This window comes from Streptomyces achromogenes, assembly GCF_030816715.1.
In the GTDB taxonomy this organism is placed as follows: Bacteria; Actinomycetota; Actinomycetes; order Streptomycetales; family Streptomycetaceae; genus Streptomyces; species Streptomyces achromogenes_A.
Map to the genome: position 1 here is coordinate 3,922,109 of NZ_JAUSYH010000001.1, position 22,552 is coordinate 3,944,660.

Here is a 22,552-nt window from a genome sequence, read left to right on the forward strand (position 1 = left end):
AAGGGGAGCCCTTGATGGACGACCGCGCAGAGCACGGCGGCCCGCGTGTGCCGCGGCAGAGGCGCTCCGGCGCGGCCGGGGAGCCGGCCGAGCTGCGCTTCGATGTGCTCGGCCCGGTGCGCGCCCGGCGCGGCGAGGAACAGCTGGCCACCGGTGGTCCCCAGCAACGCGCGCTGCTGGCCGCCCTGTTGCTGCGCGAGGGCCGTACCGCGACGGCCGGCGAGCTGATCGACGCGCTGTGGGGCGAGGATCCGCCCTCGCAGGCGCTGGCGGCGGTGCGGACGTACGCCTCACGGCTGCGCAAGGCGCTGGACCCGGGCACCCTGGTGAGCGAGTCGGGCGGATACGCCGTGCGCGGGCTGGGCGAGGGCGCCCTGGACCTGGCGCGGGCGCAGGAGTTCGCGGCGGAGGCGGACAAGGCGAGGGCCGCCGGCGACCTGGGACGGGCCCGCGAGACGCTGAACCGGGCGCTCGGCCTGTGGGACGGCGAGACGCTGGCCGGCGTCCCCGGACCCTACGCGGAGGCGCAGCGCGTCCGTCTGGAGGAGTGGCGGCTGGGGCTGCTGGAATCCCGCCTGGACATGGACCTGGAGCAGGGCTGCCACGCCGAGGCCGTGTCGGAGCTGACCGCGCTGACGGCCGCCTACCCGCTGCGCGAGCGGCTGCGCGAACTGCTGATGCTGGCGCTGTACCGCAGCGGCCGGCAGGCGGAGGCGCTCGCGGTCTACGCGGACACCCGGCGGCTGCTGGCGGAGGAGCTGGGCGTGGATCCGCGGGCGGGGCTGCGGGAGTTGCAGCGCCGTATCCTCCAGGCCGACCCGGAACTGGCGGAGCCGTCGGCGCCCGCGGCGGAACCGGCGGTGGTGCGGGTGCGTCCCGCGCAACTCCCGGCGACCGTGCCGGACTTCACCGGCCGGGCGGCCTTCGTGGCGGAGCTGAGCGAGGTGCTGGCGGCGGCCGGCGGCGGCGGAGCCGGCGGGGTGATGGCCGTGTCGGCCCTGGCGGGCATCGGGGGCGTGGGCAAGACGACCCTCGCGGTGCACGTGGCGCACCGGGCCCGCCCGGTCTTCCCCGACGGGCAGCTGTACGTCGATTTGCAGGGGGCGGGGGCGCGGGCGGCGGAGCCGGAGACCGTCCTCGGCGCCTTCCTGCGCGCCCTCGGCACCGCGGAGTCGGCGGTCCCGGACTCCCTGGAGGAACGGGCGGCGCTGTACCGCTCGCTCCTGGACGGGCGCCGGATCCTGGTGCTGCTGGACAACGCGCGGGACGCCGCACAGGTGCGCCCCCTGCTGCCGGGCACGGAGGGCTGCGCGGCGCTGGTCACCTCGCGGGTGCGGATGGTGGACCTGGCCGGGGCCCACCTGGTCGACCTGGACGTGATGTCCCCGGACGAGGCGCTGGCCCTGTTCACCCGGATCGTGGGCGAGGAGCGGGTGGCGTCGGAGCGGGAGGCCGCCCTGGACGTGGTCGCGGCCTGCGGTTTCCTGCCGCTGGCCATCCGCATCGCGGCGTCCCGGCTGGCGTCCCGCCGCACCTGGACCGTCTCGGTGCTCGCCGCCAAGCTGGCCGACGAGCGGCGGCGGCTGGACGAGCTCCAGGCGGGCGACCTCGCGGTGAAGGCGACGTTCGAGCTGGGCTACGGGGCGCTGGAGCCGGCCCAGGCCCGGGCGTTCCGCCTGCTGGGCCTCGCGGACGGCCCGGACATCTCCCTGCGGGCCGCCGCGGCGGTCCTGGACCTGCCGCCGGAGGAGGCCGAGGACCTGCTGGAGTCCCTGGTGGACACCTCCCTGCTGGAGTCCGCGGCGCCCGGCCGCTACCGGTACCACGACCTGGTCCGGCTGTACGCCCGGGCGTGCGCGGAACGCGACGAGCAGGCGTCCGGCGTGGGGGCGCCTCACACGCCTTTCGTGCAGGGAGGGAGGGAGGTGGCGATGTCGCGGCTGCTCGACTTCTATCTGGCGACCGCGACGGGCGTCTACGCGATCGAGCGGCCCGGGGAGCGGGTGCTGGACCACCTCAGCCGCGGCGACTACCCGGGGCTGACCTTCCGCGACCGGGGCCAGGCGCTGGACTGGCTGTTCACCGAGGCGAGCGGACTGCTCGCGGCGGTGCAGCAGGCCGGGACGGCGGGCATGCTGCGGCGCGCGGCCGATCTGCTCCTCGCGGCCGTCGACCTCGGGGAGTCGGGGATCAGTTCACGCCAGTACGTGCGGGCCGCCACCGCCGTCGTCGAGGCCGCCCAGCGGTCCCGGGACCCCTACGCGGAGGGCCGCGCGCGCCTGATGCACAGTCATATTCTGGGTGTGTCGGGTCAGTTCACGGAGTCGGACCGCGAGGCGGGCGCCGCGCTGACGCTGGGCCTCGCCGCCCAGGACCCCGTGGTCTGCGCCCAGGCCCCCAACCAGCAGGGCATCATCGCCCTCTACAACGGGCGGCACGACGAGGCCGAGCAGCACCTCACGAAGGCGCTGGCCGCCTTCCGCGCCGACCGGAACACCCCGGGCGAGGCCAGCGCCCTGTGCAACCTGTCCCGGGTCCACCTGGCGACCGGCCGCACCGAGAGCGCCGTGTCCCTGGCCCGGCAGGGCGTCACCATCTACGAGCGCGACGACACCGGCATGGCGCTGCGCCTGGCCAACGGGAAGTACGCACTGGGACTGGCCCTGACCAGCGCCGGCGAGATCAAGCCGGCGCTTCGGGCGCTCACCGACGCGCTCGGCATGTTCCAGGACGCCCGGCAGCAACTGTGGCACGGCATGACCCTGTTCCGGCTCGCCGAGCTGCACCTCGCCGACCACTGCCCGGCCCGCGCCGCGGCCTGCGCCGAACAGGCCCTCGCCGTCCTGCACGGCATCGGCGGGGACTGGCGGCGCGCCAACGTGCTCACGGCCCTCGGCCGCGGCCTGCACGGCGTCGGCCAGCTCGACCGGGCGAGGGTGTGCTGGCAGGAGGCCCTGTCGGTGTTCGAGACGTTGCGGTCCCCGGAGGCCGCGGACGTCCGCGCACTGCTGGCCTCGGCGCCGGTGGGGTGACGGGCCGCACGGGGCGTCCGTACCGCCGTGCCGGGCGGGGTCCGACCGACTCGGGGAATGCTCGCCCGACGGCCACGGGGGGGCTGGTCCGACGGTCCGAGGGGCGTCCGTCCGACGGTTTTCCGAAAGGCGTTCATCGTTTGTTTATCGCCGTCCGGCACTGTCAGTTGGGCCGGACCGTCGCGTCGGGGGGCAGACGGCTCGGTACGACGGCCGTACCAGTGGGCGGGGGTCCTGTGCATCAGGCCACGGGACACCGCCTAGGGTGAACGGCCTTGCGGGACCCGCCCGGCAATCCACGGGGGAACTGCCGGGCGGGTCCCGCCCCACTCCGCTCCGTCCTGCCTCACGTTCCTAGGAGTCACCTCATGGCCGACAACACAGGCACCGTCAAGCCCGCCGACTTCCACGCGACCAGCGAGAAGGCCGAGGCCCCGGCCGTCGTCACCGAGTCGAAGCCGGCCGCCGAGGCCGCCGGCGAGGAGATCACCACCAAGGACTTCCACGCCACGACCGAGCCGCTGAACAAGCCGGCCGACTTCCACGCGACCGACGAGAAGGCCTGACACAGAGCCACATCGCACGGGGATCGGCCGCGGCGGCGCGGAGGGGGAGCCGCCGCGGCCGAGGCGCGTCCGCAGCCGGGCGGCGGCAGGTCACGCCACCGTGTAATGCGTGTCCCCGAAGTCCGCGACGATCCCGAGTTCGCCGCCCGGGGCCCGCACAGGGGAGCGCAGGCGACCTCCGTGCGATCGATCTCCCCGTGCTCGATCGCCGAGATCCGAGGGGTCGAAACCCCCATGGAGTCGGCGACGTCCCGCTGGGTGAGATCCTGCGAGGATCGACTCCGCCGGGCGGGATGTGTGCCCGTTCACTACCCGGAGCGACGCCCTCCCAGCCGCCGCAGCTCGCCCTTCAGGACCTTGCCGCCGGCGTTGCGCGGGAGGGCGCTCACGAACTCCACCGACCTCGGCACCTTGTAGTTCGCCATCTCGCGCCGGGACCAGGCGATCAGGTCGTCGGACGTGGCCACCGCGCCCGGCCGCCGCACCACGTACGCCCTGCCCACCTCGCCCAGGCGGGGGTCGGGCACGCCGATCACGGCGACGTCGGCGACGTCCGGGTGCAGGCCGAGGAGTTGCTCGATCTCCGCCGGGTAGGCGTTGAAGCCGCCGACGATGAACATGTCCTTGATCCGGTCGGTGATGCGCAGGTTGCCCGCCGCGTCCAGGACGCCCACGTCGCCCGTGCGCAGCCAGCCCTCGGGGGTCAGCGCCTGCGCCGTCGCCGCCGGGTCCTCGTAGTAGCCGCGCATCACGTGGAAGCCCCGGACCAGCACCTCGCCGGGCTCCCCCGGCGCCGCGTCCACCCGTAGCTCGGTGCCCGGGATCGCTCGGCCCGAGGTGGCGGCGACGACCGTGGGGTCGTCACCGCGGCGGCACATCGTGACGACGCCGCTCGCCTCCGAGAGGCCGTACGCGGTGAGGACGGTCTCCACGCCCAGTTCGCCCCGCAGCCGTTCGACGAGCCGCAGCGGCACCACCGCCGCGCCCGTCACCACCAGCCGCAGCGCCGAGAGGTCGTGCCTGTCCCGGGACGCGTGGTCCAGGAGCGACTGGTGCAGGGTCGGCGGCCCCGGCAGCACCGACACCCGCTCCGCGGCCACGTTCGCCAGCACCGTGTCCACGTCGAACACCGGCTGCGGGATCATCGTCGCGCCCCGCATCAGGCAGGCGATCACGCCGGCCTTGTAGCCGAAGGTGTGGAAGAACGGGTTCACGATCAGGTAGCGGTCGCCGTGCCGCAGCCCGGCCAGGTCGGTCCAGATCCCGTACGCCCGCAGGGTCTGTGCGTGCGTGATCACCACGCCCTTGGGGCGGCCCGTCGTGCCCGAGGTGAAGACGATGTCCGACGGGTCCTCCCCGCGCACCGCGTCCCCCCGCGCCCGCACCTGCGCCCGCCCGACCCCCTCCCCGCTCGCCAGGAAGTCCTTCCAGGCCCGGAAATCGGCCGGGGCGTCGTCGGAGAGGACGACCACCTGTTGCAGGGCGGGCAGCCCGGGCAGCGGCCCCGGACCGGCGAGAGCTCCTTCGCCCTCGGCGACCTCACTCCCGGTCCCCTCGCCCGCCGCCCGCCGCAGCGAAGCCACGTACGACGTGCCGAGGAAGGTTCCCGTCACGAACAGCAGCCGCGCCCCGCTCCGCCGCAGCACGTCCGCCGCCTCGACGCCCTTGAAGCGGGTGTTGACCGGGACCAGGACGGCCCCTGCCGACACCGCGCCCAGCGCCGCGACGATCCAGTCCAGCGAGTTCGGCGCCCAGATGCCGACCCGGTCGCCCGTCTCGACCCCGTTCGCCAGGCAGGCCGCGGCCGCACGCTCGACCCGGGCGCCGAGCTCCGCGTAGCTGATCCGGGTGCGGCCCTCGACCACCGCCTCGGCGTCCGCGTACCGCTCGGCCGCCGCGCGCACCAGCCCCGGGATGCTGCCCCACTCCACGTCTCCGCGCATCACGTCCGCGTCATCGCGCATCACGTCCGCGTCATCGCGCATCACGGCCTCCCTCCCTGCCAGTAGCCGAGCCATTAGCTGACTACCCGTCAGATTAGCGGTAGCCTGACGGACTGTCAGCCGCCATTTCGCATCGCGGAGGTGCGTGCAGCGTGACCCTCAAGGACGCCACCGCCATCGTCGGCATCGGCCAGACCGCGTTCGCCAAGCACCTCCCGGAGTCGGAGCGGGCCCTCGCCTGCCGGGCCGTCCTCGCCGCCCTCGACGACGCCGGGATCGACCCGGGCGAGGTCGACGCCCTCGCCTCCTACACCATGGAGGAGACCGACGAGGTCGAGCTGGCGAAGGCCGTCGGCTTCGGGGACCTGACCTACTTCAGCAAGGTCGGCTTCGGCGGCGGCGGTTCCTGCGCCACCGTCGCGCACCTCGCCGCCGCCATCGCCGCCGGACAGGCCACCGTGGGCGTCGCCTGGCGCTCGCGCAAGCGGGGCAGCGGGCCGCGCCCGTGGACCAACACATCCGTCCAGCTGCCCACCCCGGCCCAGTGGACGCGCCCCTTCGGCCTGCTGCGGCCCGCCGACGAGATAGCCATGCTGGCCCGCCGCTACCTCCACGAGTACGGCGCCACCCGCGACCACCTCTTCAACGTCGCGCTCGCCTGCCGCAACCGGGCCAACCGGAACCCGGCGGCGATCATGTACGACCGGCCGCTCACCCGCGAGATGTACATGACCGCCCGGTGGATCAGCGAACCGCTCTGCCTGTACGACAACTGCCTGGAGACGGACGGGGCGCTGGCCTGCGTGATCGTCGGCAGGGAGCGGGCGCGGGACTGCCGCCGCCCGCCGGTCTACGTCCACTCCGCCGCCCAGGGCCTGCCCGCCCAGCACCACGGCATGGTCAACTACTGGAACGACGACCCGCTCACCGGGCCCGCCTGGGCGGCCGCCCGACACCTGTGGAAACACGCCGACTTCACCCCCTCCGACGTCGACGTCGCCCAGATCTACGACGCGTTCACCCCCCTGGTCCCGCTCTCCCTGGAGGGCTACGGATTCTGCGGCCGGGGCGAGGGCGGCGCGTTCACCGAGGGGGGCGCCCTGGAGACCGGCGGACGGCTGCCCCTGAACACCGGCGGCGGCGGGCTCAGCGAGGCCTACGTCCACGGATTCAACCTCATCAACGAAGGCGTCAAGCAACTGCGCGGCACCAGCACCTCCCAGGTCCCCGGCGCCGCCACCTGCCTCGTCACCGCCGGCGAAGGCGTCCCGACGTCCGCCCTGCTGCTCCGCAACTGAACGCGCCGAGGAGTCGACCCACGATGCTCACCCCCGTCCCCGACGCCGACGGCGCCCCCTTCTGGGAGTACGCCGCCCGAGGCGAACTGCGTGTCCAGACCTGCGCCGACTGCGACGAGCCCCGCTTCCCGCCCCGCCCCTGCTGCCCGCACTGCCACTCGTTCGCGAGCGAGTGGCGGGCGACCTCCGGACGCGGACGGATCTGGTCCTACGTCGTCCCGCATCCGCCCCTGCTGCCCGACTACGCCGCGCACGCCCCCTACGTCGTGCTCCTCGTCGAACTGGCCGACGCGCCCCGGATCCGGCTGGTCGGCAACCTGGTGAGCGAGCCCGGGGCGGCGCTCGGCTCCGTCCCGCCCGACCGGGTGCGCATCGGCGCCCGGGTGCAGGCCGTCTTCGGCGCGGACGGGCTTCCGCAGTGGGTCCTGGAGCGCCCGTGAGTGAGCCCGGGAGAGAGCCTGTGAGTGAGCCCGGGAGCGTGCCCGGGAGCGTGCGGCTGGACGTCGACGAGAAGACCGGCGTCGCCGTCGTCACCCTCGACCGGCCGGAAAGGCTCAACGCGGTCGACCTCGAGACGGCCGACGCGTTCCGGCGCATCTGGCGCGAACTGCGCTTCGACGACTCCGTGCGCGCCGTCGTCCTCACCGGGGCCGGCGGCCGGGCGTTCTCCACCGGCATCGACCGGGACGCCGTCGTGCCGCAGCCCGGCTCGCCCTTCATGCAGGACGACCCCCTGCTCACCGTCGGCCCCAAGGCGAACGACCTGTGGAAGCCGGTCGTCGCCGCGGTGGAGGGGATGGCCTGCGGGGGCGCCTACTACCTGCTCGGGGAGTGCGAGTTCGTCGTCGCGGGCGCCGACGCCGCGTTCTTCGACCCGCACACCGCCTACGGGATGGTCAGCGCGTACGAGTCGGTGCTGCTCGCGCAGCGGATGCCGTACGGGGAGGTCGCCCGGATGATGCTGATGGGCAGCGCGGAACGGATGTCCGCCCGGCGCGCGTACGAGGTCGGCCTCGTCTCCGAACTCACCGAGGCCGGGGGTGCGCTGCCGGCCGCCGTGGCCTGCGCCGCGGTCGTCGCCGGGTATCCGCCGGGCGGCGTCCAGGGCACCGTGCGGGCGCTGTGGTCGGCGCGGGAGGCGGCCCTCGCGACGGCCTTCGCGCAGGCGCCGTACCTCATCGCGCTGGGCAACCTGCCCGCCGAGCGGCAGGCGGAGCTGTTCGCCGGCCGGCGGGGCGGGGGGTTCCGGGTGCGGTGAGCGGCGTCAGGCCGTCAGGCCGCATTCCGTCAGGCCGTCGAGCCGTCAGGCAGCCGGTGCGTACGGCTCCGGTTCGCAGTGGTCGACCTCGGCGGCGGCGGAGTCGGACAGGTCCACCCGCACCGTCGTCGTCTCGTTGCCCGCCACGTACTGCTGCGCCGTGCGCTTCGCCAGCCTGTCAGAACCGGCGTCGAGGAAGTCGACCGCCACGGTGAAGCGGCCGCCGGTCGCGTTCGGGTTGGTGATCTCGACCATGGCGTAGGGCTGGTTCTGCGAGGCGCAGCTCAGCAGCTTCACGGTGGCGTCCCGCAGCGTCGTGGACGGGGCGGAGGAACTGGAGGAGCTGGAGGAGCTGGAGCCGCCGGACGTGCCGCCCGTGTAGTCGTCGTCGTCATCGTCGTAGTCGCGGTAGCGCGAGCCCGACGTGCCGCCGCTCGACGACGAGGACGAGCTGTCGTGGTCCTGGCTGGAGCTGCTGCATCCGCCGCCACCGCCGTGACCGCTGCTGTGCCCGTGTCCGTGGCCCCGGCTGGTGGAGAAGCCGGTCAGCGCCAGCACCACCAGCACCGCGACCGCTGTGAACCTGAGTTTGCGCCCCCGTCGATCCATGACCGACAGCCTAGGGGGACCCTGTCACGGCCATGTCACAGCATGGCGACCGGCCAGTCTCCGGCGTAGCGTCCGGGGTGAGAGCGACCGGCGGGCCGCTCCCCCGCAGCGACGGCCGCCGTCCGGACCCCTTCCGTACCCCCGGCACGACGGCCGTCCCGGACGCGCGGGCCGGGCCGCTCGGGCCGGTGGGGCCGGCCGCTCGGGTCGGTCAGCCCGGTCGGGCCGGGTCACGGCGGTCGGGGCCGGCCGCCGCGGTCAGGTCGTGCGGGCCGTGCCGGTGCCCTTCTCGGCGTCCAGCGCGTACACGCAACGGTCCTTGCTGCACGCGTACACGACGCCGTCGCGGACCACCGGGGAGCCGGTAATCTCGCCGCCGGTCGCCAGTTTCCAGCGCAGCCGTCCGTCGTCGGCCTTCAGGGTGTACAGCAGATGGTCGGTGGAGCCGAAGTGGATCCGGCCCTCCGCGACCGCCGGGGCGCCCACGATGTCGCCGCCCGCCTGGAAGCGCCACTTGGGAGTGCCCGTCACCGCGTCCAGGGTGTAGAGGCCCTTGCCGCTGCCGACGTGGACATGGCCGGCGGCCACCAGCACGGGGTCGACGGAGGACCGGGCCTCGGTGGCGATGCGCCAGCGGTCGCGGCCGTCGGTGGCGTCGAGCGCGTACACCGTGCCCAGGTAGTCGGCGAGGTAGACGCCGCCGCCGGTGACCGCCGGCCCGGGCACGAACGTCGGCGCGGACAGGAACACCGCCGGGGCCTCGAAGTGCCAGCGCACCATGCCGCTCGCCACGTCGACGGCGAGCACCCGGGTGCCGGCGGAGAGGTAGACGTAGCCGTCGGGGGCGGGGGTGACGCGGACCGGGACGCCGCCGCAGGAGGCGGTGTCGCCGATCGGGTACGACCAGCGCTCCTCGCCGGTGCGGGCGTCCAGGGCTCTGAGCCGGGCGTCCTGCCACACGTAGACCGTGCCGTCGTGCAGCGCCGGGCCGGCCTCCGGGGACTCGAAGTCGGTCTGACAGCCGGTGATCTCCCAGAGCTTGTGGCCGCTGGACGCCTCCCAGGCCTGGACTCCGCCGCCGCGCGTGCCGGTGACGAGCGTGCCCCGGTCGGCCTTGAGCGAGTACACCCAGGCGTCCGTGGACAGCCGCCACAGGTCACCGCCCTCGCGGGCGTCCAGCGCGAACAGGGTGGGGCCGTCGGAGGCGTGCACCCGGCCGTCGGCGACCGCCATCGACCAGGCCACGTCGCGCGTCTTGAAGCGGCGGCGGCCGGTCGCCACGTCCAGGGCGTGCACCTCGAAGGAGGTGACGTAGACGAGGTCTCCGGCGACGGACGGCGTGCCCCACACGTCGTTCGACATGCGGAACCGCCAGGGCCGCCAGCCCGCCGGGGTCTCCGCGGGCGCGGTCTGCGGGGCCGGCACGGTGGTGTCGGCGCCGTTGACGCCGGGGCGCGGGCGGGACCAGCCGGCGACCAGGCCGGGCTCGGCCACCGGCGCCTTCACGGCGGCCGTGGCGCGGACGTCGGCGACCCGGGGACCGGGCCCGATCGGCACCGCCGCGCCCGCCAGCCGGACGGGGCCGGTGTCGGGGGCCCCGACGGGCGCGGGCGCCGGCCGGGAGAGGACCACGGGGTCGTGGGAGGGCGGCGGCGGCACGGGCGGGACCGGCCGGGCCATTCCCACGCCCTGGCCGCCGCGGGGGTTCGGGGGTGCGGCCTTCACCGGGGGACGGCCGCCGCGGCGCGTCTCGATGAGGGTGACGGCCTTCTCCGGCAGCCACGCCGACGCCGTACCGCTGTCGTCCGAGCCGGAGCCGAACAGGTGGGGGGCGAGCTGGGCCTGGAGGTCGGCCGGGTTGGGGCGGGCCGTCGCCTCCATCTGCATGCAGGACTCGATGAGCGGGCGCAGCTCGTCGGGCAGGCCTTCCAGGTCGGGGCCCTCGCGCAGCAGCATGAAGACCGTCTCGACCGGGTTGGCGCCGTGGTAGGGCGGATGGCCGGTGGCGGCGAAGACGAGCATCGAGCCGAGCGAGAAGACGTCGCTCGCGCCCGTCACGCTCCGCGAGTCCTTGGCCTGCTCGGGCGACATGTACGCGGGGGTGCCGACGGCCACGTTCGTCATCGTCAAACGCGTGTTCGAGACGCCGGACGCGATGCCGAAGTCGATCACCCGGGGACCGTCCTCGACCACGAGCACGTTGGACGGTTTCAGGTCACGGTGGACCAGCCCGGCGCCGTGGATCGACTGGAGCGCCTCGGCGACGCCCGCCGCCAGCCAGCGCACCGCCTGGGCCGGCATCGGGCCGCAGTCGTTCACTATTTCCTCGAGGGAGGGCGCGGGCACGTACGCGGTGGCCAGCCAGGGCACGGCGGCACGCGGATCGGCGTCCACGACCGCGGCCGTGTAGAACCCGGAGACCGCCCGGGCCGCCTCCACCTCGCGCGTGAAGCGCACGCGGAAGAGCTGGTCCTCGGCGAGCTCCGTGCGGACCGTCTTGATCGCCACGCGCCGGCCCGAGGCCGAACGTGCCAGATAGACCAGCCCCATGCCGCCGGCACCCAGCCGTCCCAGCACCTCGAACGGCCCGATCCGCCGAGGATCGTGCTGCGTCAGCTGATCCACCACTTGCCTGCCACCTCCCCGTACGAACCGCGCCACCCACGTGTGCGCGCGGCCCCGTGCAGCGTCTCACCACCGCACCGCCATGGCGGCACGCACCCTGATTCTTCCTGGCCGGGCGGCCGGTTGCGAACCCGGGGGCAAACGGGGTGTCTCATCTCATATACGAGCAAAAAAGACGGCTCACCGCTGCAACAGCGCGAACGACGCCCCTTGATTGTCCGTGACGACGGCCACGATTCCGTACGAAGCGGTGAACGGACCCGCCTGCACCCGCCCGCCGAGCCGGCTCACCGCGCCCAGAGCGGCCTCGCAGTCCCGCACGCCGAAATGGACCAGGAAGTGCGGCGGCATGACCTCCGGGAAGACGTCGCCGACGGGCGCCCGCCCGAAGTCGGGCTCGGCCTGCGGGCCGAACAGCGCCTCGTGGAAGAGGTGCCCGTAGAACGTGTTGGCGGCCTCGGTGTCACGGGCGTACAGCTGCGCCCACGCGAACGCGCCGGGCCGGTGCCGCACGCCGAATCCGGGGTGGCCGGCCGCCTGCCAGAGGCCGAAGACGGCGCCCTCGGGGTCGGCGGCCAGCGCGGCTGCGCCCGCCCCGTCGACCGGGAGCGGCGCCGTCACCACCTGGCCGCCGGCCCGCTGGATGCGACGGGCCATCGCCTCCGCGTCCGGAGTCGCGAAGTAGACCGTCCAGACGGTGGGCATCCGCCCGTCCGTCTTGTGGGCGAGCCCGGCGACCCGGGCGCCGTCCAGCCGGGCCCACACCGCGGAGCCGTAGGCCTCCTCGAAGTCCCATCCGAAAAGTTCACCGTAGAACCGCTTGCCCGCGTCCACATCGGGGAGCTGCGCGTCCACCCAGCAGGGGACGCCCTCTGCGTACACCGATGCCCTGTTTTCGGCCATGCAGCCAAACTAACGGCGCTTCACGCAAGCCGCAGACCAGGCACAGCCGCCTCCGCACCCCCGTGCACCCCATTTGCAGTCGGCCGAATCGCGCTCCGATCACCCCTCGGTAAGCTGACGGCATGACAGGACAAGTGCGTACCGTCGACGGCCGCGTGGCCGGTCGACGCGGGCAGGCGACGCGGCAGAAGCTGCTCGACTGCCTCAGCGAGATGCTCAGCTCCTCTCCCTACCGGGACGTCAAGGTCATCGATGTCGCCCGGAAGGCAGGCACTTCGCCCGCGACGTTCTACCAGTACTTCCCCGACGTCGAGGGCGCCGTCCTGGAGATTGCCGAGCAAATGGCCGCCGAGGGAGCCGAGTTGACGGCGCTGGTCGAGGGCCGCTCCTGGGTCGGCAAGGCGGGCTGGCAGACGGCCCAGGAACTCGTGGACGGATTCCTGGAGTTCTGGCGGAAGAACGACGCGATCCTCAGGGTCGTCGACCTCGGCGCGGCCGAAGGCGACAAGCGTTTCTACAAACTCCGCATGAAGATCCTCAACTCGGTGAACAACTCCCTGTCGGACGCGGTCGCCGAACTCCAGTCCAAGGGCAGGGTCGACAAGGACGTGAACCCGGGCGCGGTCGCCGGCGCGCTCGTCGCGATGCTCGCGGCGGTCGCCTCGCACCAGAAGGGCTTCCAGACGTGGGGCGTCAAGCAGGCTGAACTCAAGCCGAACCTGGCGCTGTTGGTACACCTGGGCATCACCGGCAAGAAGCCGACGAAGTAGCCGGCCGGGCCCCACCGCACAACGTCACGTCCTGTCTGCCGGGCGGCGGTTCACCCAGGTGAGCTGCCGCCCGCCGCACTCCGCGGCCGACGTCTGCCACCCTCCGCGACGCCCTTCCCCGCTGTCCCTAGGCGGGCAGCGCCCGGCCCTTCACCACGTGCTTCATCACCAGCGTCGACGTCAGCCGCTGCACACCCGGCAGGGTGGCGAGCCGCTCGTCGTAGAGCCGCTGGAAGGCCGCGAGGTCGGCGGTGGCCACCCGCAGCAGGTAGTCCGGCTCCCCGAACAGCCGCTGCGCGTCCAGGACGTGCTCCACCTCACCCACCGCCCGCTCGAACTCGGCGACCGTGTCCCGGTCCTCCTGCCGCATGGAGACGAAGACCAGCGCCTCGAAGGTCAGCCCCACGGCGGACGGCTCCACCACCGCCCGGTAGCCGCTGATCGCCCCGGACCGCTCCAGCTCCCGCAACCGCCGGTGACACGGCGAGACGCTCAGCCGCACCCGCGCGGCCAGCTCGGTCACGGTCAGCCGCCCGTCCTGCTGTAGCTCGGCAAGAATCTTCCGGTCCACGTCGTCCATGGGGCAGATCTTCCCCCACAGTACGGAGAAACCGAGAAAACATCGGGAACACTTTCGGCCGCATCGCGCCTAATGTCGCCACCATGGACTCGGGAACCCTCCTCTCTTTCCTCGCCGTGGACCTGCTGCTGGTGTGCGTGCCGGGCGCCGACTGGGCGTACGTGATCTCCGCCGGGCTGCGCGGCCGCTCGGTGGGCGCGGCGGTCGGCGGCCTGGTGAGCGGCTACGCGCTGCACACGGCGCTGGCTGCGGCGGGCCTCGCGGTCCTGGTCGCGGGCTCGCCCGCGGTGCTGACCGGGCTGACGGCGGCGGGGGCCGCCTATCTGGTGTGGCTGGGCTGGAGCGTGCTGCGCCAGCCGGGGACACCGGGCGCCGGAGAGGAACTCGCGGAGGCCGGACCGCGGGTGTTCCTGCGCGGGACGACGATCAGCGGCCTGAACCCGAAGGGCCTGCTGCTCTATCTCTCGGTCCTGCCGCAGTTCCTCAGCCCCGGCGCCGGACGCCTGCCGGTGGCCGCGCAGACGACCGTCCTCGGGCTGCTGCACATGGCGTGCTGCGCGGTCGTCTACCTCACGGTGGGCGTCCTCGCGCGCAGGCTGCTGGGCGCGCGCCCGGCGGCGGCCCGCGCGGTGACCCGCACCTCGGGCGCGGCGATGCTCGGGATCGGCGCGTTCCTGCTGGCACAGCGCCTGGCCACCCTGTGAGCCGCCCCCGCGGGCGCCACACGGACCAGGACTGCCGCCGGTCCGCCTGCCAGGACGGCCGCCGGGGCCCGGATCGGGCGGACGGCCGCCGGGGCGTGGATCAGGCGGACGGCCGGGGCGTGATCCGGAACAGTCGGATCTCGCGCTCCACCCGCTCCTGGTAGGCGGCGTACGGCGGCCAGAACGTCAGCAGCGTCTTCCAGACCGCGGCCCGCTCCTCCCCCGCCAGCAGCACGGCCGTGACCGGGATGTCCGTGCCCTTCCAGCTGATCTCGGCGTCGGGGTGGGCGAGGAGGTTGGCGGTCCAGGCCGGATGCCCGGTGCGGCCGAAGTTGGAGCCGACCAGGATCCAGCTGCCGCCGCCCTCCTCGGGCATGCAGGCGAGGGGCGTCCGCCGCGGCCGTCCACTCCGCGCGCCGGTGGCCGTCAGGATCACGCCCGGCAACAGCTGGGCGCTGAGCAGCACCTTTCCCCGGGTGAGGCGGTGCACGGCCCGGTCGAGGGCGGGGATGACGTGCGGGGCCACCTTCGCGAAGGCCCGTGTCGAGGACACTTTCTGCACCGCTCTGACGCCGATCACACCGTTACCTCCGTACGTGCGAACAGTCCGGCCCGCTCGGCCGCGTGGGCGCGCAGCCGGTGCACGGGCCCGAACAGCAGCTCGTCCCCGGCGGCCCGCTTGAAGTACAGGTGTGCCTGGTGCTCCCAGGTGAAACCGATGCCGCCGTGCAGCTGGACGCCCTCGGCGGCGGCCCGGCGCAGCGCCTCCAGCGCCTGGGCGAGCGCGAGCCCGCCGACCCGCTCCCGCGCGCCGGCCCCGCCCCCGTCCCCGCCGGCCCCGTCCCCGCCGGCCGCCCATGCGGCGTAGTACGCGGCGGAGCGGGCCGCCTGGACCTGCACGTACACATCGGCGAGCCGGTGCTGCACCGCCTGGAAGGAGCCGATCGGCCGTCCGAACTGCTCCCGCTGCCCGAGGTACTCGACGGTCCGCTCCAGCGCCCGGCCGGCCGTCCCCACGGCCTCGCAGGCGAGGAACGCGGCGGCGAAGTCCCCTGCGGCGGCAAGGGCTTCGGGCACGTCGGCCTCCTCCGAGCCCAGCAACTCGGCCGGCACGTCCCGCAGTTGCACCCGGGCCTGCGGCCGGGTGGCGTCGAGGGCGGTCTGCCGCGTCCGTACGACGCCGGCGGCGTCCCCCGGCACCAGGAACAGCAGGGTCCGCGACCGTACGAAGCCCCCGGCGTGCGCGGCGACGAGCAGCAGGCCGGCGCTGTGCCCGTCGAGCACCTGCGCGGCCTCCCCGTACAGCCGCCAGCCGTCCCCCGACCGGCGGGCCTGCACACCGCCCGCCCGCCCGCCGCCGGACCAGTCGCCGCCGCCCGGCCCGGTCAGCGCGAGGGCCGCGGCGAGGGCGGACGCGGGCACGGCGAGCGCGGCGGTGAGCGTGCCGTCGGCGATCCGGGGCAGCAGGCCGGCCGGCTGGGCGTCGGTGCCGAGGGCGAGGATCACGGGCGCGACGAGCACGGAGGTCGCGAGCAGCGGGCTCGGGGCGAGGGCCCGGCCGGTCTCCTCGGCGGCGAGGGCGAGGTCGGTGCGCGGGCAGCCGACACCGCCGTACGCCTCCGGGAGCGCGAGTCCGGGCAGTCCGAGCTGTTCGGCGAGGGCGGCCCACAGCGCGGGGTCGTGCCCGGCCGGGGTGTCGAGGGCGGCCCGGAGCTCCGCGGGGCCGCAGCGTTTGTGGAGCAGTTCGCGCAGCGTGCGGCGGATCTCGTCCTGCTCGGCGGTGAAGCCGGGGTCCATGGCCGCCCCTTCCTACAGATCTGACGGTCCGTCATATTAGGAGCTCTGCAGCGAGTTGCCCAGAGGAAGGTGCCCTTCATGACCGTGCGGACCCGGAACGTGGCCGTCGTCGGCGTCGCGCTCTCCGACTGCGGCCGGGTCGACGAGGCGACCCCGCACGCCCTGCACGCCCAGGCGGCCCGCCGGGCGCTGGCGGACTCGGGGCTGGGACGGGAGACGGTGGACGGCTTCGCCTCCGCCGGCCTGGGCACGCTCGCCCCGGTCGAGCTGGCCGACTACCTGGGCCTGCGCCCCACCTGGGTCGACTCCACCTCGGTCGGCGGCGCGACCTGGGAGGTGATGGCGGCGCACGCGGCCGACGCGATCGCCGCCGGCCACGCGAACGCCGTCCTGCTGGCGTACGGCGCGACGCCCCGGGCCGACGTCAGGGCGGGCCGCCGGGCCGGCACCTTCGCCTTCGGCGCCCGCGGCCCGCTCCAGTTCGAGGCGCCCTACGGGCACACCCTGATCGCCAAGTACGCGATGGCCGCCCGCCGCCACATGCACGAGTACGGCACGACGATCGAGCAGTTGGCGGAGGTCGCCGTGCAGGCGAGGGCGAACGCGGCGCTGAACCCGGAGGCGATGTTCCGCACGCCGGTCACGGTCGACGAGGTGCTCTCCGGGCCGATGATCGCGGATCCCTTCACCAAGCTGCACTGCTGCGTCCGCTCCGACGGGGGCGCGGCGGTGCTGCTGGCGGCCGAGGAGTACGTGCGGGACTGCCGCACGGCGCCGGTGTGGATCCTGGGGACCGGGGAGCACGTCTCGCACGCCTCGATGTCCGAGTGGGAGGACTTCACGGTGTCCCCGGCGGCCACCGCGGGCCGGCTGGCCTTCGCCCGCGCCGGACTGCGCCCGGACGAGATGGACTTCGCCGAGATCTACGACGCGTTCACCTACATGACGCTGGTGACCCTCGAGGACCTGGGCTTCTGCGCGAAGGGCGAGGGCGGGCCGTTCGTGGAGAAGGGCCGGCTGCGGGTCGAGGGCGGCGCGCTGCCCGTCAACACGGACGGAGGCGGCCTGTCGGCCCAACACCCGGGAATGCGCGGCCTGTTCCTGCTGGTGGAGGCCGTACGGCAGCTGCGCGGCGAGGCCGGCCCCCGCCAAGTGCGCAGCCGGGACGGCGACCTGCCCCGCCTGGGCGTGGCCTCCGGCACCGGCGGCTGGTTCTGCTCCTCGGGCACGGTGGTGCTGGGCAGGGGGTGAGGCGGGCGATGACACCGGACACGACCGCTTTTCGGGGTCGGCGGCCATGCCGGGGCGAACGGCCATGCCGTGGTTGTCGGCCACGCCACGGGCGGTGGCCGCGCCGGGGGTGGGTGCCCCTGCCGGGGCGGCAGCCCCGCCCGGGACGGGTGCCCCCGCCTGGGGCGCATGCCCCCGCCGAAGGCGGCAGCCCCGCCGGAGGCGGCCGTGCCGAAGGCGGCCATGCCAGGAACGGCGATCTCTTCCGGGGCGGCAACCTTTTCCGGGGCGGTGGCCACTGAGGGGTCGGAGGCCTTCGTTCTCGGAGGTTTCCGGGTCCGGGAGGGTCGTCTTCCGGACGTGGCTCGCCGAAACCCGTAAGGATCTCTCCCGTGGCAGCTTCCTCGCACCGACGCTCCCGCCGCCCCGGCCGGGGCCCGGTCCGCGTCCCCGTGGTCACCGTGGTGGCCGTGGCCGCCGTCGCCCTCGTCGTGTCCCTGGTCGTGGCCTTCCGCCCCGGCGGCGGCAGCGACGACGTGCGGGAAGCGGGCGCGCCCGCCGCCGGCGCCCGGGTGAGCGGGTCCGCGACGCCGACGACGGCGGAGACGTCCGCCTCGCCGAAACCGTCCACATCCACATCCCCGAGTCCGAGCCCGAGCCCGACCGCCGGCGGGACGAAGACTCCCCCGGCCACCCGGTCCGCGCGGCCTTCGGCCGAGGCCGCCGCGCCCGCCGCCCGGTCGGCCTCCGGCGCGGGGCCGCTCGCCGGACGGATCCGGCCCGGCGCCTCCTACGACGGCGTCGCCACCTCCTACGACGCCGGCGACGGCAGCGGCGCCTGCTCCTACGGCCCGACCTCCGACGTGATGACCGCGGCGATGAACACCGCCGACTACGAGACGTCGAAGGCGTGCGGCGCGTATGTGGCCGTCCGCGTGGCGGGCGGGGCGTCCATCACGGTCCGCATCACCAACGAGTGCCCGGCGCCCTGCGCGCCCGGTCAGCTCGACCTCAGCCACCAGGCCTTCGCCAAGCTCGCCCCCCTCTCGACGGGCCGCATCCCGATCACGTGGAGCCTGCTGAGCCCGGCCACGTCGGACACCATCGCGATCCGCTACAAGACCGGCTCCAGTCAGTACTGGTGCGGCATCCAGGCGGTCGGCCACCGCAACCCGGTGGCCCGCCTCGAGGTCCGCAGCGGCGGCTCCTGGATCCGGCTGGCGCGCACCGACTACAACTACTTCCTCTCCGAGAACGGCACCGGCTGCGGCGGCGCGATCCGCCTCACCGACATCTACGGGGAGCGCCTGACCGTGGAGGGGATCGCCGTCCGGCCGGAGGCGGTGCAGCCGACCCGGGTCCAGTTCGCCCGGCACTGACCGGATACTCGGTGCATGGCCAAGGATCTTCATGAACTGCTGAGGACGCTGCGGGTGTGGGACCCGGAGGTGACGGAGCTGCCGCCGTTCGACGCGTCGTCGGCCCCCGACGACCCGCTCTCCCTCTTCACGCAGTGGTTCGCGCGGGCGGTCGCGGCGGGCGAGCGGGAGCCGCACACGATGACGCTGTCGACGTCGGACGAGGAGGGCCGGCCCGACGCCCGGATCGTCATGCTGCACGGCGCGGACGCGGCCGGCTGGTCCTTCGCCACCCACGCCACCAGCAGCAAGGGCCGCCAGCTCGCCGCCCGCCCGTACGCGGCCCTCACCTTCTACTGGCCGGTGCTGGGCCGCCAGGTCCGGGTCCGCGGCCCGGTCACGTCCGCCCCCTCCGAGGAGGCCCAGGCCGATCTGCACGCCCGCTCGACCGGCGCGCTGGCCGCCGCCCTGACCGGACGGCAGAGCGACGTCCTGGCCTCGGCGGAGGAGCTGTCGGCGGCGTCGGAGGCCGCATGGGAGCACGCCCGCGACCACCCGACGGCCAAGTCCCCGACCTGGACGCTGTACCGGCTGCGTCCGGACGAGGCGGAGTTCTTCCAGGGCGACGCCGCCCGCCGCCACACCCGGCTGCGCTACCGCCGCGCGGGCGACGCCTGGACCAGGGACCGACTGTGGCCCTGAGGCCACCCCCAGGGACGGTCGGTGGCACGCGGGTGCCCGGTCCCGGCGAAGGTGATCCAGCAGGTGGCGCGGGACGTGTCGATGAGGTACCAAACGCGTCCGGCCCCGGTCACCCTGCACTGCCTCCTCCCTCACCCGAACGGAGCAGGGCGAGGGAGGAGCCACTCAGCGCAGGCGGACGGCGACCGCGTTCTCGCCCCCCTCGACGCCCCCTACCCGAACTCGTACACCGCGAAGTCCGCCACCGGGCGGTAGCCGATGCGCTGGTAGAGGCCGTTGCTCGTCGGGTTGGCGAGGTCGGTGAAGAGGAGCACCTCCGCCGCGCCGGCGGCCTGCGCGGCGCGGCTCACCTCGACGGTCGCCGCGCCCGCGTAGCCGCGGCCGCGCAGTGCGGGCGGCGTGTAGACGGGCGCGACCCGCACCTGACCGGCCACCTCCGGGGTGGCGCCGGACATGGCGACGGGGGCACCGTCGGGCGTCTCCCAGAGGGTGATCCCGCCGTAGGCGATCCGGGAGTCGGCCCAGGCGCCGGCGTCCTGGCCGGTGCGTGCGCCCGTGTCGTCCAGGAAGGCGTCGTGCCAGCGCATCAGCAGGTCGCGGTCGCCGGCGGCGGCGACCCGCGCCCGGCCCGCCGGGACCGGTCCCGGCGACGTCAACTCACCCAGCCGGTACAGGCGTTGCCGCTCCGCCAGCCGCGACTCGACGCCGGCCCGTCGCCGCCAGGCCGCCGCGAAGAGGGCGGCGGTGTCGCGGTCGGCGGACACCCCGGGGAGACGGTGGCCGTCTGCGGCCAGCCGCGCGGCGAGGGATTCGGCCTCCTCCTCCGTCAGGGACGTGAGGTTCAGCCGGTGCGGGGGCGTGCGGAAGAAGACCGCGCGGACGCCGTCGGTGGTGTCCAGCGCACCGAAGAGGGGGTCCGCCGTGCCGTACACGTGCGGACCCCTGCGGCGCAGGTTGTCGACGACGGTCAGCGGGACCGTGTGCAGGGCGGGGCGGGAGCGCAGGAACTCGCCGGCCTGCTCGAGGAACGCGTCGGGGTCGTGGGTGAGGTGCCAGTCGTCGGGTCGCATGGCCCATCGTGGCGCGCGGAGGCCACACACCGCCTGCCAATTACCGTGCCGTCAGGGGGACTCCGGCTCGGGGTCGGTCGCCAGCCGGCCGTGCGCGTGGACGTCCCGGAAGGCGTCCGTGCGGCCGGCCTCCCACATCGCCCCGCGCAGGGTTCCCTCGTACCGGAATCCGCCGCGCTCGGCGATCCGGCAGGAGGCGTCGTGGCCGAGGGCGTGGCCCAGCTCCAGCCGGTGCAGCCCGATCTCGGCGAACGCCCAACGGGCCGCGAGCAGCAGCGAGCGGGTGGCGACGTGCCGGCCGCGCGCCTCCGGCAGGACCCAGTAGCCGACGCCGGCGTGGCTCGGCACGCGTTCGATCGCGCTGACGCCGACCTGCCCGAGGATCGTCCCGTCGGCCGCGTCCGTGACGCAGAACGTCATCGCGCGTCCGGCGGCGGCGTCCGCCGTCTTGCTCTCCAGGGACTCCCGTGCGGTGGCGGCGTCCGAGACCTTCCGCAACGGCGTGTTCCAGCGCAGGAACTCCGGGTCGGTGAGCCCGCGCAGCCAGGCGTCCACGTCGGCGGCGGACTCCGGGTCCCACACCCGGAGCCGAAGTCCGTGCCCGTCGACGACGGGCGTCGCCGGCAGCGCGGACGACCGGGAGGGGTCGGGTGACACGAAGGGCGTGGCGGGCGCCGCGGAGGGCTCACGGATCTCGGTCATCCGATCATTGAACACCCGTCCGGCCCGGCGCGAGCGACTCTTCAAGGCGGGGGCGGCCCCCCTTCGGACACCGCCCGGAACACCGGCGCCCCGTCCCGGAAGGCGACCGTCAGCGCCATGCCCGCGCGCGGCTCGGCTCCCCCCACCAGCTCCGTCGACATGCGCGGACCTTCGGCGAGATCGACCATCGCCGCGACGTACGGCGTGCGCTCGCCGAAGGGCGGCAGGTCGTTGCGGTGGACGACGGACCAGGTGTATAGGGTGGCCCGGCCGCTCGCGTACTCCCAGGTGACGTCCTCGCTCCAGCAGTGCGGGCAGAACTCCCGGGGGTAGTGGTGGGCCCGCGCGCAGGCGCCGCACCGCCGGATCAGCAGCCGGCCCTCGGCGGCGGCGTCCCAGTACGTACGGGTGAAGGCGTCGGCCTCCGGCAGGTCGAACCGCACCGGCGTGCTCATCAGAACCACCCCAGAGCGCTGTCCAGGGACCACGTCTGCCAGGCCATCCCGCCCAGCCCGACCGCCGAGATCAGCGCCATCATCGAGTTCTGCCCCTGCTCGGCCCAGTCGTGGATCATGAGGACGAGGTAGACGAGGTTGAGCAGCAGGCCCGCGGCCAGGGCGACCGGGGTGAGGAAGCCGAGGATGAGGCCGAGGCCGAGCGCCAGTTCCGCGTAGACCACGACGTACGCCATGACGCGCGGGCGCGGCCGCACCACCACGGCGAACCCGGAGCGGACGGCGCTCCAGCGGTGCTTCGCCGCCACGTCCGCGGCCCAGCCGATGCCGGCGCCGTCTTCGAACCAGGCCTTCTTGTCCTTGTGCCGCCAGCTCTCCAGCCACCACAGCCCGAGCCCGATCCGCAGCACCGCCAGCCACTCAGCCCCGTCGAGCCAGATAGCATCCATAAATCTGACGGTACGTCAGACACCGCCGCCCGGGAACCCCACGGGAACCCGCCGGACCACGCCCTGAGGCTGTGGGCCCCCATGAACGGCCGTGGATCACCACGTCGGCGAACGCCTCAGCCCACAAACGCCAGGCCCGTACGTCGCGCGCGTGCCGCGTCACGACGCCCGGCGGGACAGGGAGCCGACTCAGAGCAGGTGATCGGCCTTTCCGGCCTTGACGCTCAAGCCGAGCGCACCAGACGTTGTCCGGCGCTCCGCGCAGGGCGCCGCGTCCGCGCCGCACCTCATGCGTGAGGGAAAGGACGACCGGCGTCTCGGCCTGGCTGTCAGCGCACAGCACCGCTTCGGTCGGCTCGAAGAACACGTCGGCCCGGACCCTCGATATCGCACTCCTCCTTTCCGTCTGCGCACAAGCAAGTGGGCTACGTCACCAGCCCCACCCACACCTCCCCCACGCGTGATCGATCCGCAACCAATTCCGGTCTTGACCGAGACCCA

At 74.3% G+C, this 22,552-nt stretch carries 21 protein-coding genes; 10 read left to right on the forward strand and 11 right to left on the reverse strand.

Annotated features, from left to right (window positions below):
* Positions 1-14: 14 nt before the first annotated feature.
* Both QF032_RS17490 and QF032_RS17495 read left to right on the forward strand, forming a co-directional pair.
* Positions 15-3,032: an AfsR/SARP family transcriptional regulator gene (locus QF032_RS17490; protein WP_307043809.1), complete on the forward strand. Its 3,018-nt coding sequence runs from the start codon at positions 15-17 to the stop codon at positions 3,030-3,032.
* A 368-nt stretch (positions 3,033-3,400) separates the two neighbouring features.
* Complete coding sequence (locus tag QF032_RS17495; protein WP_306951338.1) at positions 3,401-3,598, forward strand: hypothetical protein; 198 nt, start codon at positions 3,401-3,403, stop codon at positions 3,596-3,598.
* A gap of 308 nt (positions 3,599-3,906) precedes the next feature.
* Here QF032_RS17495 and QF032_RS17500 read toward each other — a convergent pair whose 3' ends face one another.
* The gene (locus tag QF032_RS17500) at positions 3,907-5,541 is read right to left on the reverse strand and encodes a fatty acid--CoA ligase family protein (protein ID WP_307060295.1); all 1,635 of its coding nucleotides are present in this window, start codon (positions 5,539-5,541) and stop codon (positions 3,907-3,909) included.
* A gap of 152 nt (positions 5,542-5,693) precedes the next feature.
* On the opposite strand from QF032_RS17500, the gene QF032_RS17505 reads away from it, so the two are divergent.
* Genes QF032_RS17505 through QF032_RS17515 form a run of 3 tightly spaced genes read left to right on the forward strand, consistent with a single transcriptional unit; the run spans position 5,694 to position 8,097 of the window.
* Positions 5,694-6,839: a lipid-transfer protein gene (locus tag QF032_RS17505; protein WP_307056488.1), complete on the forward strand. Its 1,146-nt coding sequence runs from the start codon at positions 5,694-5,696 to the stop codon at positions 6,837-6,839.
* Positions 6,840-6,862: 23 nt separating this feature from the next.
* On the forward strand, positions 6,863-7,279 hold the full coding sequence (locus QF032_RS17510; protein WP_307043811.1) for a Zn-ribbon domain-containing OB-fold protein: 417 nt from the start codon (positions 6,863-6,865) through the stop codon (positions 7,277-7,279).
* 20 nt (positions 7,280-7,299) lie between these two features.
* Entirely contained in the window at positions 7,300-8,097 is a 798-nt protein-coding gene (locus tag QF032_RS17515) for an enoyl-CoA hydratase/isomerase family protein (protein ID WP_307043813.1), read from the forward strand.
* A 45-nt stretch (positions 8,098-8,142) separates the two neighbouring features.
* On the opposite strand, the gene QF032_RS17520 is transcribed toward QF032_RS17515, so the two are convergent.
* The 3 genes from QF032_RS17520 to QF032_RS17530 all read right to left on the reverse strand — a co-directional run bounded on the left by QF032_RS17520 (position 8,143) and on the right by QF032_RS17530 (position 12,234).
* Positions 8,143-8,706 (reverse strand): hypothetical protein, encoded by a 564-nt coding sequence (locus QF032_RS17520; protein WP_307056489.1) that lies wholly within the window; start codon positions 8,704-8,706, stop codon positions 8,143-8,145.
* A 258-nt stretch (positions 8,707-8,964) separates the two neighbouring features.
* Positions 8,965-11,334, reverse strand: a complete 2,370-nt coding sequence (locus tag QF032_RS17525) for an outer membrane protein assembly factor BamB family protein (RefSeq protein ID WP_307043817.1) — start codon at positions 11,332-11,334, stop codon at positions 8,965-8,967.
* Between the two features lie 177 nt (positions 11,335-11,511).
* Positions 11,512-12,234: a VOC family protein gene (locus QF032_RS17530; protein ID WP_307043820.1), complete on the reverse strand. Its 723-nt coding sequence runs from the start codon at positions 12,232-12,234 to the stop codon at positions 11,512-11,514.
* A 134-nt stretch (positions 12,235-12,368) separates the two neighbouring features.
* Here QF032_RS17530 and QF032_RS17535 point away from each other — a divergent pair, with 134 nt between their 5' ends.
* Positions 12,369-13,004 carry a TetR family transcriptional regulator gene (locus QF032_RS17535; protein WP_306956052.1) on the forward strand — a complete coding sequence of 212 codons (636 nt, stop codon included), beginning with the start codon at positions 12,369-12,371 and terminating at the stop codon, positions 13,002-13,004.
* A gap of 127 nt (positions 13,005-13,131) precedes the next feature.
* On the opposite strand, the gene QF032_RS17540 is transcribed toward QF032_RS17535, so the two are convergent.
* A complete protein-coding gene (locus QF032_RS17540) occupies positions 13,132-13,584 on the reverse strand; it encodes an Lrp/AsnC family transcriptional regulator (RefSeq protein ID WP_057578957.1) in 453 nt (150 codons plus the stop codon).
* Positions 13,585-13,667: 83 nt separating this feature from the next.
* Between QF032_RS17540 and QF032_RS17545 the strand changes: the two genes are divergently transcribed.
* Entirely contained in the window at positions 13,668-14,288 is a 621-nt protein-coding gene (locus QF032_RS17545) for a LysE family translocator (protein ID WP_307056491.1), read from the forward strand.
* Between the two features lie 100 nt (positions 14,289-14,388).
* Here the strand turns inward: QF032_RS17545 and QF032_RS17550 are convergent, their stop codons facing one another.
* Both QF032_RS17550 and QF032_RS17555 read right to left on the reverse strand, forming a co-directional pair.
* Positions 14,389-14,868 carry a nitroreductase/quinone reductase family protein gene (locus tag QF032_RS17550; RefSeq protein WP_307043824.1) on the reverse strand — a complete coding sequence of 160 codons (480 nt, stop codon included), beginning with the start codon at positions 14,866-14,868 and terminating at the stop codon, positions 14,389-14,391.
* Positions 14,865-16,085, reverse strand: coding sequence for an acyl-CoA dehydrogenase family protein (locus QF032_RS17555; RefSeq protein ID WP_307056493.1), 1,221 nt, complete (start codon positions 16,083-16,085; stop codon positions 14,865-14,867). The genes QF032_RS17550 and QF032_RS17555 overlap by 4 nt, the downstream gene beginning before the upstream one ends.
* Before the next feature lie 78 nt (positions 16,086-16,163).
* On the opposite strand from QF032_RS17555, the gene QF032_RS17560 reads away from it, so the two are divergent.
* From QF032_RS17560 to QF032_RS17570, 3 genes are all read left to right on the forward strand, one after another.
* Positions 16,164-17,336 (forward strand): thiolase C-terminal domain-containing protein, encoded by a 1,173-nt coding sequence (locus QF032_RS17560; RefSeq protein WP_307043829.1) that lies wholly within the window; start codon positions 16,164-16,166, stop codon positions 17,334-17,336.
* Positions 17,337-17,707: 371 nt separating this feature from the next.
* Positions 17,708-18,694, forward strand: a complete 987-nt coding sequence (locus QF032_RS17565; protein WP_307043831.1) for an expansin EXLX1 family cellulose-binding protein — start codon at positions 17,708-17,710, stop codon at positions 18,692-18,694.
* A 15-nt stretch (positions 18,695-18,709) separates the two neighbouring features.
* Positions 18,710-19,375 (forward strand): pyridoxine/pyridoxamine 5'-phosphate oxidase, encoded by a 666-nt coding sequence (locus tag QF032_RS17570; protein ID WP_307056495.1) that lies wholly within the window; start codon positions 18,710-18,712, stop codon positions 19,373-19,375.
* A 212-nt stretch (positions 19,376-19,587) separates the two neighbouring features.
* On the opposite strand, the gene QF032_RS17575 is transcribed toward QF032_RS17570, so the two are convergent.
* The 4 genes from QF032_RS17575 to QF032_RS17590 are packed head-to-tail and all read right to left on the reverse strand — an operon-like array spanning position 19,588 to position 22,051.
* Positions 19,588-20,445, reverse strand: a complete 858-nt coding sequence (locus QF032_RS17575) for a GNAT family N-acetyltransferase (RefSeq protein ID WP_307056497.1) — start codon at positions 20,443-20,445, stop codon at positions 19,588-19,590.
* A gap of 51 nt (positions 20,446-20,496) precedes the next feature.
* Entirely contained in the window at positions 20,497-21,147 is a 651-nt protein-coding gene (locus QF032_RS17580; RefSeq protein WP_307056499.1) for a GNAT family N-acetyltransferase, read from the reverse strand.
* A 41-nt stretch (positions 21,148-21,188) separates the two neighbouring features.
* Positions 21,189-21,602, reverse strand: a complete 414-nt coding sequence (locus tag QF032_RS17585) for a Zn-ribbon domain-containing OB-fold protein (RefSeq protein WP_307056501.1) — start codon at positions 21,600-21,602, stop codon at positions 21,189-21,191.
* Positions 21,602-22,051, reverse strand: a complete 450-nt coding sequence (locus QF032_RS17590; protein ID WP_307056504.1) for a DoxX family membrane protein — start codon at positions 22,049-22,051, stop codon at positions 21,602-21,604. Before QF032_RS17590 ends, QF032_RS17585 begins: the two co-directional genes overlap by 1 nt.
* Positions 22,052-22,552 lie beyond the last annotated feature (501 nt).